At 69.6% G+C, this 10652-nt stretch carries 8 protein-coding genes and 1 tRNA gene; 5 read left to right on the top strand and 4 right to left on the bottom strand.

The window, feature by feature from the left end:
* Nucleotides 1-92 precede the first annotated feature (92 nt).
* The 5 genes from NR112_RS18915 to NR112_RS18895 all read left to right on the top strand — a co-directional run bounded on the left by NR112_RS18915 (nucleotide 93) and on the right by NR112_RS18895 (nucleotide 5377).
* Entirely contained in the window at nucleotides 93-545 is a 453-nt protein-coding gene (locus NR112_RS18915) for a hypothetical protein (RefSeq protein ID WP_256795837.1), read from the top strand.
* Between the two features lie 328 nt (nucleotides 546-873).
* Nucleotides 874-1809 (top strand): hypothetical protein, encoded by a 936-nt coding sequence (locus NR112_RS18910; RefSeq protein ID WP_256795836.1) that lies wholly within the window; start codon nucleotides 874-876, stop codon nucleotides 1807-1809.
* A gap of 666 nt (nucleotides 1810-2475) precedes the next feature.
* Nucleotides 2476-4068, top strand: coding sequence for a replication initiator (locus NR112_RS18905; protein ID WP_256795835.1), 1593 nt, complete (start codon nucleotides 2476-2478; stop codon nucleotides 4066-4068).
* Entirely contained in the window at nucleotides 4068-4241 is a 174-nt protein-coding gene (locus NR112_RS18900; RefSeq protein WP_256795834.1) for an AlpA family transcriptional regulator, read from the top strand. Before NR112_RS18905 ends, NR112_RS18900 begins: the two co-directional genes overlap by 1 nt.
* A gap of 47 nt (nucleotides 4242-4288) precedes the next feature.
* The gene (locus NR112_RS18895) at nucleotides 4289-5377 is read left to right on the top strand and encodes a site-specific integrase (RefSeq protein ID WP_256795833.1); all 1089 of its coding nucleotides are present in this window, start codon (nucleotides 4289-4291) and stop codon (nucleotides 5375-5377) included.
* A gap of 14 nt (nucleotides 5378-5391) precedes the next feature.
* Here the strand turns inward: NR112_RS18895 and NR112_RS18890 are convergent.
* The 4 genes from NR112_RS18890 to NR112_RS18875 form a co-directional block, all read right to left on the bottom strand.
* Nucleotides 5392-5468: transfer RNA gene (locus tag NR112_RS18890), tRNA-Thr, on the bottom strand.
* Nucleotides 5469-5559: 91 nt separating this feature from the next.
* The gene (locus NR112_RS18885) at nucleotides 5560-7326 is read right to left on the bottom strand and encodes an alpha/beta hydrolase (protein ID WP_256795832.1); all 1767 of its coding nucleotides are present in this window, start codon (nucleotides 7324-7326) and stop codon (nucleotides 5560-5562) included.
* A complete protein-coding gene (locus NR112_RS18880) occupies nucleotides 7257-9047 on the bottom strand; it encodes an alpha/beta hydrolase (protein WP_256795831.1) in 1791 nt (596 codons plus the stop codon). Before NR112_RS18880 ends, NR112_RS18885 begins: the two co-directional genes overlap by 70 nt.
* A complete protein-coding gene (locus tag NR112_RS18875; protein WP_256795830.1) occupies nucleotides 9041-10594 on the bottom strand; it encodes an alpha/beta hydrolase in 1554 nt (517 codons plus the stop codon). The genes NR112_RS18880 and NR112_RS18875 overlap by 7 nt, the downstream gene beginning before the upstream one ends.
* Nucleotides 10595-10652 lie beyond the last annotated feature (58 nt).

Below are 10652 nucleotides of genomic sequence, written 5' to 3'. Positions count from 1 at the left end.
CCACCCAGCGTAGAACGCACCTGCCGACCGCGTCTTGACACAGAAGGGAGCCATGAGCGAGCGTCTGACCCGCGAGGTGCCACCATGTGCGCGTGGCTGAACGACTGGCGTACACAGTGGCTGGAGACGCGACGGAGCCGGAGGTGGGCGCTGTATGCGAAGCGGCGCTGGTGGCTCTCTGGACGGACCTCGCGTGGTTCGAGATTGACCTTTCCGGACTAGGCGAGGACCCGGTCAGCGCTCATTCGGTCGCCGCGCTCGAGCCTCGACGCCGAAAGCGGCTGCTGGGCAAGAGGCTCGAATCGTCTGCGCACCTCGAGCCGGGCCCCGACGATGCACTGCTGTCGTTCGTGGTGCCGCTGCCTACGCGGACCATCGGCTCAACTGGCATCGAGCGCCAGCGGTCCAAGACGGTCTTCGTAGCTGACGATCAGGGGACGGCAGCAGTGTTCTACCTGACGGGAGCCCAGGCGGACGCCGTGCAAGAGCAACTCGAGGGAGAAGGCTGGCGCAAAGGTCTCATGATTCCGGCGGGTAGTCGCTGAGGATCACGCGCAGCGCGGCATGCCCGGGCCTCAGTCAGCGCACCGGGCTCTTGGACGAACGCGGCCGCGCCCTCGGGCGTCACGCCAGATGTCGTAGGCGTGCTGCCTTGCACCGAAAAGGGTGATGTCGGAGTCTTGCCAGATGAGCGTTCGGGTGGACATGACGCAACTGAGGAGGCGGAGCCGCTGGTTCCGGCAACGACGTGCCGATGGAGTGGACTTCCTCGTGCAGATTGAGGGTTGCGGCCGACACTCGAATCGCGACCTGGTGCTACGGGCTCTCCGGGCGACCCGGGCCGGTGTCCCACGCGATAGCGGAGCCAGGCATATGCCGCTCGTCTACGCCACCGAACTCGGGACACTTGTGCGCTTGGAGGATGACCCGCCTTGGGATCAAGTGGTGGAGGAACTCGTCCACCAGCTCGACGCAGACCACCACCGCGGCACTATCTCGGCCGGCGATGCATCCTTTGGGCTCGTCACCACGTTGTTGGATGCGCCACCAGTTCCAGTGCTCACCGTCGCCTGGACCATGGACCCGCCGGTGACGCGTGGACCGTTCTACGACTCCGGACAACCTCGATACCGCTGGGGAGTCCCGGACGACGTAACCCGAACGGTGCTCGACCAAGCTGTCTCTTGGGTACAACCGGACGCCGGGGAAGCCTTCGTCACGCAGGGTGCCTACCCAGTCGCCGTTTCGGCCTCGGATGCAGCGGAGGTGTTCGAGGAATCACTCCAGCGGTTCCCGTCCACGGCCACAACGCTCGCAGCCGTTCATCCGATCATGCCCACTGCGGGTCTGCATCTACGGGCGCTCACCTTGAGTGCCTTCGGAGTGGGAACTTGGGGCCGAACTGCTGTCACAGGACATGCCGCCGCCGCGCTCGACCTGGCTTCGATCGCGAGAGGCATGGCTTCGCAGTTGGACGTCGCCTTTGTGCGACCGATGTTCCCCGCGCAACTCGGGGGCAGTAGTTACTTGCCTCCGCAGTGGCGGATGGGCCGGGCCGAGTGGAGCGAGAAGGTTCCGGACGCCAACGGCATTCAGCTGCTTACCGGCGCCCACTTGGAGCGAGCCTCGAACTTGGACGACTGGATTGTTACGCGCGTTGCGACTGATCGCTTCCTGGTACAGGCACGCGATCTCGACCGTTGGTACTACCCCCTGCCATCTGACGACTGGGCGGCCGGTGACTACCCGGATGCCGAGATGGTGAGGAAGGCGCGCAGCGATTTCGGCGCGATGATCCTCGGCGCCTGAACCCGTTCTGCGGAAGGGCCGAAGTGCGATTGGATTGACAGGGTCGCGCGGGCAGTCACCGGCTCTTCCGAGTTTCGGTGGGTGAGCCGTGCCCGCTCGTCGCAATCTCGACTTCATCCCGAGCCCCTGCCTTCCCGTCCCGTCGCGGAAGGGCGTCTCCTGAGGTCCTAAAGCTGACGTTGACGTGCTTGCTCAGTGTTGTCTGCCGATGAGCAAGCGGGCCTGCTTGAGGGCGGACCCGTTGCGCTGCGGCAGTCCTCAATGCAACGTCCCCACATCGGCATGTGGGTGAAACTTCTTCCGCCGACACTCGGCGTGTTTCTTCGTCTCCGGGCGACTCGGCCGTGGACTCTGGGAGTGCGGACACACCCACACAAAAGTCCTGAACTGACAAAACTGCGGGCTTGATGCCCTGGGGGTCGGCTCCCCACCCCGGCCAGAGGCCATCCACACGAATAGCCGCCACACACACAGACACGCATCTTCTCGTCCGCCACCTTCATCGTCATCACTTGACGTGGCCTGGCGTGTGCGCGGCTCCCCGCGGCGCCGGCATCTTCTCGATCGTTTCTGGGCCGCCCTTTCGGACCGGGTGTGTCGTGCAGCGGGAGCCGCAGTACCTGCACGGCACACCCACCCGGACCGCTAGGGAAGGGGGTGGCCGACATGACCCGGGAAACACGAGACCGCGTCTGGAACGCCGTCCCTTTGCGCTCCCACGAGCAGGCCGGCCACGATCCGGTCGGGGACGGACACCCGCTCGACCTGGACCACCTCGACGCCGCCACGGAGGCGCAGGTGCTGGCCCGGTTGCTGTCGCGGGACTTCGACGCCTGGTCCGAGGCCGCCTCCCAGGTCGGACACTGCGCCAGACCGATCCGGCTGCACGGCTCCTCCCAGACCATCGACGCGTCCACGGGTGAGGTGCTCTCGAGCTTCTCCTCGGCCGACAGCCCGCTCGGTGTCCTGCACGTGCGCTGCGGCAACCGACGGGCGGCGGACTGCCCGTCCTGTTCCCGCGTCTACGCGGCCGACACGTTCCACCTGATCCGTGCCGGCGTGGTCGGCGGCAAGGGCGTCCCCGACACGGTGTCGGAGAACCCGCTCGTGTTCGCGACCCTCACCGCGCCCTCGTTCGGTCCGGTCCACGGCACTCGCAACGGACGACGCTGCCGCCCCTACCGCGGCACGGACCAACCCGACCGCTGCCCGCATGGCCGGGCGAGGGTCTGCCACGCCACCCACGTCGACGGCGACCTGATGCTCGGGCAGCCCCTGTGCGGAGACTGCTACGACTACCCCTCGCACATCGTGTGGCAGTGGTGGGCACCAGAGCTGTGGCGCCGGTTCACCATCGCTCTGCGCCGCGCCCTGGCCCGCATGCTCGGGATCAGCCCGCACCGGCTCGCGCAGGTCGCGACCGTCCAGTTCGCCAAGGTCGCCGAGTACCAGCTGCGCGGCCTCGTCCACTTCCACGCCCTCATCCGCGTCGACGGCAAGACCACCGAGGACGGCGACACACACGCGGCGGCCCCGGCCGGGATCACCGCCGCCCTGCTCTCGACTGCGATCGAGAACGCGGCCGCCACGGTGTGGTTCGACGCCCCGCCCCTGGTCGGCGGAGACCTGGTCCGCCGGCTCCGGTTCGGCAGCCAGGTCGACGCACGGCCGGTCCGCGACGCCCACCGCACCGATGACCCCGACAAGCAGCTCGAAGCCGAGCAGGTCGCCGGCTACCTCGCGAAGTACGCGACGAAGTCCGCGACCGACTCGACCGACACGGCCAGCCCGCACCTGCACCGGCTCCGTGCCACCATCGCCGAGGTCATCGGCCGACAGCACGCCGAGGCAACGTCCACCGAGGCGCCGATGGCCTGGCACCCGTACGCGCTGCTGGGCAAGTGGGCCCACATGCTCGGCTTCCGCGGCCACTTCTCCTCCAAGTCACGCCGCTACAGCGTCACCCTCGGTCGGCTGCGCCGCGCCCGCGCCCGGTTCCAACGCCGCCTCGCTGCCGCGAACCGTGAGGGGCGCACCCTCGACGCCCGCGACCTCGAGGACCTCCTCGTCGACGACGACACCGAGACCACCCTCGTCGTCGGGCAGTGGACGTACGCCGGGTCCGGCTGGGATACCGACGGCGATGCCGAGCTCGCCAAGGCCGCCGCCGCCCGCGCCCGCGAGTACGGCCAGGAACGAGCGAGAGCCAGACACGAGAGACCGCACCGCAAGGAGATTGGAGTTGAGAGATGGAACTGATGACCATCGACGAGGTCGCCGAACGGTTGCGCGTCCCCGTCCTGACCATCCGCTGGTTGCGACAGGAGGGCCGGTTCGCACCCGCGATCAAGGTAGGCCGCCGCCTCGTCTGGGACGTCAAGGACGTCGACGCCTGGCTGGAGGCGCAACGCGAAGGGACACCGGCAGCGTGAGCATCCAGCGGTTGGTTCGTGGCGATCGCGTCCGCTACAGGGCTCGCGTGAAGTCCCATGGCCGTGAAGTGGCGACGCGTGTCTTCGACCGCAAGTCTGATGCGGTCGCGTGGGAGCAGGAGCAGGCCCGCCGGCTGCGCTCAGGCGAGTGGTTTGACCCGCGTCGAGGAAGGGTGCCGCTCGCGTCGCTCTTCCCTGACTGGGTCGCCTCGCGCCAGAGCCTCAAGAGGAAGACGCAGGAGGCGGATCTATCGGCGTGGGCGAACCATGTGGCCCCCAAGTTCGGCCACCTGCCGATTGCCTCGATCACCGAGGCCCAGGTCTCGGCGTGGGCAGGTGGGCTCGTGGCGGCCGGTCTGTCCGGATCAACGGCCAGCCGATACCTGTCCACGCTGCGCTCGATGCTGGCGTTCGCGGTCGCTGACGGTCGCGTGTCCAGGAACGTCGCGGCGTTGGTCAAACCGCCCAAGGCAGGGCGCGCCCGTCGCGAGGGCCAGTTCCTCTCATTGGAGGAGCTCGAGGCGCTGGCCCTCGCATGCAACGGCCCGTATGCCGATGTCGTCAGGGTCCTAGGTCTGTGCGGACTGAGGTGGGGCGAGCTGGCCGGCCTCCAGGTTGGGGACCGGGTCAAGGTGCCGGGTGAGGGCCTGCGCCTGCAGCGAACCGTTCTCGCCAGCAGCTCCAAGGGCGGACTGTTCGTCGACACCTTGAAGGGTCGCCGCTCGCGTACCGTGGCACTGCCGTCAGCAGTGGTGCCGATCCTCGACCTCTGGTCGGCCGGCAAGTCATCCTCGGCATGGATGTTCAGCGCACCTAGCGGCGGGCCGCTCTCGGAGTCCAACTGGAAGCGATCCGTCGGATGGCGTGGGGCCTGCGCCGCCATCGGCCGGCCGACTCTGCGGGCTCACGACCTACGGCACACGGCGGCGTCCATCTGGCTCGGTGCAGGAGCCGACCCGAAGGTGGTCCAGCGCATCCTGGGGCACGCCTCGGCGGCCATGACGATGGACCTCTACGGCCACCTGATCGACCGCAACCTGTGGGAGGCAGCGCAGAAAGTCGGGGGCACCACGGGGGCATCTGATGCCGCCACGGACAAGGGAAAGGCCCCCGTCTCTGGCGAGAAGGGGGCCTGACCTGTGGTGATGCGTGGAGCCGCTTGTCGGAATCGAACCGACGACCTATTCATTACGAGTGAATCGCTCTGGCCGACTGAGCTAAAGCGGCTGGCCGTGAGGCCGCGACGAGCGCGACCGGACACGGAGGTTGAGTATACGCACGACCCCTGCGGGAGAAAAATCGTGTCCCGCCGAGGCCTTCAGGCGTCGCAGACCTCGCCGTTGCGGGGCGCGAGCGCCCGCACGAGGTAGTCGTCCACGATCGCGTCGGCGCAGTCGTTGCCGTTCGCGTAGACCCCGTGGCCGTCCGCGTCGACGAGCACGAAGCGCGACCCGAAGATGCCCTGACCCATCTCGCGCGTGCCGTCGGGAGGGGTCGTCAGGTCGCGCTCGTTGGCCAGGACGAGCACGGGCGACGTGGCGTCCACGGTGAGGATGAGGTTGGTGCGCTGAGTGCCCACCCAACCCTCGCAGGAGTCCGTCGCCACGCCGTAGAGGTGCGCGTAGACCGGGTGCTCGTCGAGGACGGAGACGCTCGGCTCCATCTGCGACGTCGCGTCGAGCGGCCAGTCCGCACAGTGGATCGGCAGGTGGCTCGCCTCGTAGCCACCGATGTACGACCCGTCATCGTCGCGCATGACCGTGTCCATCGCGGTCCACACGAGGTCGGTGCCGTCACCGTCCTCGAGCGCCACGCGGAGCGCATCCTCGACGTCCTGCCAGGAGTCGGGGTAGAGGAGCACGGCGTTGATGGCCGTCACGGCCCAACCCTCGGTGAGGCGCGGGATGCCCTGCGCGTCGCTCGGGAGCGGCTTGCGGTCGAGCCGGTCGAGGAAGGCGAGGAGCCGGGTGCGTGCCGTGTCGACGTCGTCACCGAGAGCGCAGTCACCCTGGTCGACGCAGTCCTCCAGGAAGGCGTCGAGCCCGTCCTCCACCGTCGCCGCCTCCTCCTCGGCCCAGCCGTCGACGTCGTCCTGGGACGCCGAGTCCGCCGCGATGTAGTCGGGCGAGACGGCCGAGTCGATGACCATGAGCCCGATCCGGTCGGGGAACTGGGCGCCGTAGAGCGCCCCGATGAGCGTGCCGTAGCTGATGCCGTAGTAGTTGAGATGGGCGTCGCCGACGGCGTCGCGCATGACGTCGAGGTCCCGCGCCACCAGCTCGGAGCCCATGTTGCGGGCGAGCGCACCGCCCCGGGCCAGGCAGCCCTTGAGCCGAGCGGTCCGTGACGACGCAGCGGCCGCCTTCTCTGCCCTGGTGTCCGGGGTGGGGTCGGCGGCATACATCGAATCGAGGTCCTCGCTACGCAGGCAGGAGAAGCCGCCGGACTCGCCGACGCCGCGCGGGTCGAAGCCGACGACGTCCCAGACCTCGCGGACGTCGTCGGAGAAGAAGTCCCGGGCCTCCATCGCGAACTCGAGGCCGGAGGCACCGGGACCACCCGGGTTGATGAAGAGCGTGCCCCTACGTGCCTGGGGGTTGCCGGCCGGCACCTTGCGCAGGGCGATCCTGACCGTCTCTCCGCGCGGGTCGAGGTAGTTGATGGGGACGCGCACCGTGCCGCACCGGTCGTCGTCGGAGCCCCGACCGTCGCCCGTGTCGTCGCAGGGCTGCCAGCTGATGGTCTGGTCGTAGAAGACGTCGAGACCCTGGGCGGGCTTCGACGTCGGTGTCCCGAGCTCGACCCTGTCACGCGGCGGCGCATCACCGTCATCCTCCGCCGTCCGGTCCGAGTCCGTGCCCGACGACCCCCGCTCCGGGGAGCCCGCGGAGCCCAGCGAGCCGGCCGCGACCGCGCCACCGGGCGCTGCCTCACCCGGCCCGTGGGCGGGGCTCGCGGCGAGCAGAACGAGTGTCGCGAGGACCGCGACGGAGACGAAGGGCGCGAGCAGCCGGCTCAGCAGGTCGTGCCGTCGCGCGGCGCCGTTCCCCTGAGCAGGTACCCGTCCACGGCGGAGTCCACGCACGAGTTGCCAGCGTAGTAGGTGCCGTGCCCGTCATGGTCGGAAGTGAGCAGAATGCCCGAGGCGAGGTCATTGGCCAGCTGCTTCGTGCCACCGATGGGTGTCGCGGGGTCACGCTCGTTGCCGATGACGAGGATCGGGTCGGCACCGGCCGCGAGGGTCGCTCCCTTCGGAGTGCGCCCAGCCGTCGGCCACGTGCGGCAGTTGTCGTAGAGCTCACCGGTCATCCGGGACCACAGCGGGTGCGCCGCCTTCGCCTTCTTCTGCTCCGCGGCGAGGGTGGGGTCGGCCGTCGACCGCGGCCAGTCGGCACACCGCACCGGGATCATCGCCTGCAGGTAGGTGCTCGGGGCGTAGTCGCCGGTGATGCCGCGCTCGACGACCGACATGCCCTTGGCAAGGAGGATGTCCCCCTTGCCGGTGAACGCCTGGGCGAGTCCCTTGTCGAGCGTCGGCCAGGACTGGTCGGAGTAGAGGCACATGAAGATGGCGAAGCCGACCCATCCCTCGCCGATCCGGCTCAGACCCGGCTTGGTCGTCGTCAGGCCGTTCTTCTCGACGCTGTCGAGCAGGTCGACGATCTTCTGACGGGCGCCGGCCTTGTCGCTGCCGAGTGCGCAGTCGGGCCGGGCGACGCACCAGTCGATGAAGGCGTCGATCGAGGACTCGAAGCCCTGGATGTCGTAGGTCATCTCCTGCTGCTCGGTCTGGTTCGGCGACATCGCCGAGTCGAGCACCATCCGGCCGACCTTCTTCGGGAACGTGTCGGCGTAGATCGCGCCGAGGAACGTGCCGTAGGAGCCGCCGAAGAAGTTGAGCTTCTCGTCGCCGAGGAGCACCCGCATGACGTCCATGTCGCGGGCCACCTCGGTCGTGCTCATGTGCATCGCCCGGTCCCCGCCGCGCGCCGCACAGCGCTTCGTCACCCCGTCGACGTCGGCGAGCAGCGTCGAACGCTCGGCCGCCGAGTCGGGTGTCGGGTCGGCACTGAAGAGCAGGTCCATGTCGGAGTTGCTCAGGCACCGCACGGGGCTCGACGCCCCGATCCCCCGCGGGTCGAAGCCGACGATGTCGTATGCCGCCCGCACCCCCGGGGAGAAGACGAACGACGAGTACTGGGCGTACTCCACCCCGGAGCCGCCGGGCCCCCCGGGGTTGATGACGAGCGAGCCGAGCCGCTTGGACGGCTGGGTCGCCGGCGCCTTGCGCAACGCGAGGGTGAAGCGGTCGCCGGTCGGCTTGGCGTAGTCGACGGGCACCTCCATCGTGGCGCACTCGTGCTTGGCGTTGTCGGCGCACGGCGACCAGCCGAGCCGCTGGGTGTAGAAGGGCGCGAGCAGCGCCGGGTAGTCCGCCGTGACGGTGCCGTTCGGCCCCTGCGACGCGGGCGGAGGGTCCGTGGCGCTCGGTGCGGGGAAGGCTGACGCCGGTACCGTGACCCGGGACTGGGCGACGCTTGGCGGGTTGCCGATGCGCCAGACGGCGAGGACCAGGGCTGCGACGACGGCCACCACGGCGACGGCCGCGAGCACCGGTCGCAGCGACGACCGGGCCGTGCGGCCCGTCGCGGGATCGACGGGCGGGGCGAGAAGCCGGGCCCCTCCCGGCCCACCCGTGCTGCCGCTCCCGGCACCCGGCGCGGGTGCCGGGTAGGAGGGCGGGAGGGCGGCATACCCCGTCGGTGCGTCCGGAAGGTCGTCGGGACGCGGGTCCTCGTTCAGCACTTGAGTCCGTCCTTGGGCACGCGCCCCTGCACGTAGTAGGCGTCGATGGCGCTGTCGACACACGTGTTGCTCCGACCGTAAGCCGTGTGGCCGTCGCCGTCGTAGGACACGAGCACGGCGTTGTCGAGCTGGTCGCGCAGCCGCACCGACCACTCGTAGATCGTCGCGGGGTCACGCGTGGTGCCGACGACGACGATGGGGTTGCTGCCGGGCGCCGTGACCTTGTGGGGGCCGACGGAGGACTTCACCGGCCACACGCCGCAGGGCAGGGCGCCCCACGCGAGGTTGGCGCCCCAGGTCCGCGCCTTCGCGGAGAAGTCCTTGGCATACGTCTCGTAGGCGGACAGGTCGGGGCTGTCCGGTCGGTCGAGGCAGTTGACGGCGTAGATCGACTCCATGAGGTTGCCGTCGTAGCCGCCACCGGGGCGCCGGTCGGCGTAGGCGTCGGCCAGCTGCATGAGGGACTGCCCGTTGCCGGACTTGGCCTCCCGGAGGGCGTCGGTGAGAAAGCCCCACGAGCCCTGGTCGTAGAGCGCGACGGCGACGCCGAGGCGCGCCCAGCCCTCGGTGAGCAGCGGGGCGCTGGGGTCACCGGTGGGCAGCGGCTGGCGGTCGACCTGGCGGAAGAAGTCGTCGAGGCCCTTGAGCGCGGCCTCCGGGGTCGCGCCGAGCGGGCAGTCCTCGGTGACGCAGTCCTCGACGTAGGCCTGCGTCGCGATCTGGAAGCCGCGGGCCTGGCCCTCGCCGAGCTCGGCGCTCGTCAGGTCGGGCGGCACGACGCCGTCGAGGACGACGCGCCCGACGCGCTGAGGGAAGAGGTCGGCGTACGTCGAGCCGAGGAAGGTGCCGTAGGACTTGCCGAGGTAGTTCAGCTGCTGGTCGCCGACCGCGGCCCGGAGGATGTCCATGTCGCGCGCGGCGTCCGCGGTCGAGAGGTGCTTGACGAGCTCGGGATTGTCCTTCTGGCACCCGTCGGCCATGGCCTTGGCCTGCGTCAGCAGGGCCTGCTCCTCGGCCGCGTCGTCGGGCGTGAGGTCGGCGGAGAGGAAACGGTCGAGGGCCTTGTCGTCGAGGCAGTCGATCGGGTCGGAGCTCGCGACGCCGCGCGGGTCGAACCCGACGAGGTCGTAGTAGCGCCGGACCTCCGGCCCGCCGATCGTCTCGGCCCCACCGCGGACGTAGTCGATCCCCGACGCACCCGGTCCGCCGGGGTTGACGAGCAGCGAGCCGAGGCGATTGGCCTGGTCGCGGGCCTTGACCCGGGCGACCTTGATCGTCAGGTCCTTCGACGGGTCCGGGGCGGCGTGGTCGAGCGGGACCCGCAGGTCGGCGCACTCGAGGTCGCCGCACTTCTTCCAGTCGAGCTTCTGCGCGTAGTAGGACGCGAGCGCGGCGCTCGGGGCCGCCGTGGCCGCCGGGAGCCCGGTCTTCGAGCTGGGTCCGACGGGGGGCTCGCTCGTCGCGCAGGCCGCGGCAGTCAGCACCAGCGCCATCGTCGCCACGGTGGCGGTGAGGGCGCGGGAGATGGCGGCAGGGCGTGTCGTCATGCCCGAAACCGTAACCGGTCGACCTGTAGGTGGCCGCCACGGACGACAGGTCGTGACC

The sequence above is a fragment of the Terrabacter sp. Ter38 genome, from assembly GCF_024519435.1.
GTDB lineage: Bacteria > Actinomycetota > Actinomycetes > Actinomycetales > Dermatophilaceae > Terrabacter.
The sequence above is the reverse complement of the archived record's forward strand: the minus strand, read 5'-3'. Positions and strand labels throughout refer to the sequence as shown.

Excerpts from the sequence above, each read along its gene's own strand:
- NR112_RS18900 (WP_256795834.1), top strand. The coding sequence starts at position 4,068 with ATGACCATCGACGAGGTCGCCGAACGGTTGCGCGTCCCCGTCCTGACC.
- NR112_RS18910 (WP_256795836.1), top strand. The coding sequence starts at position 874 with ATGCCGCTCGTCTACGCCACCGAACTCGGGACACTTGTGCGCTTGGAG.
- NR112_RS18905 (WP_256795835.1), top strand. The coding sequence starts at position 2,476 with ATGACCCGGGAAACACGAGACCGCGTCTGGAACGCCGTCCCTTTGCGC.
- NR112_RS18875 (WP_256795830.1), bottom strand. The coding sequence starts at position 10,594 with ATGACGACACGCCCTGCCGCCATCTCCCGCGCCCTCACCGCCACCGTG.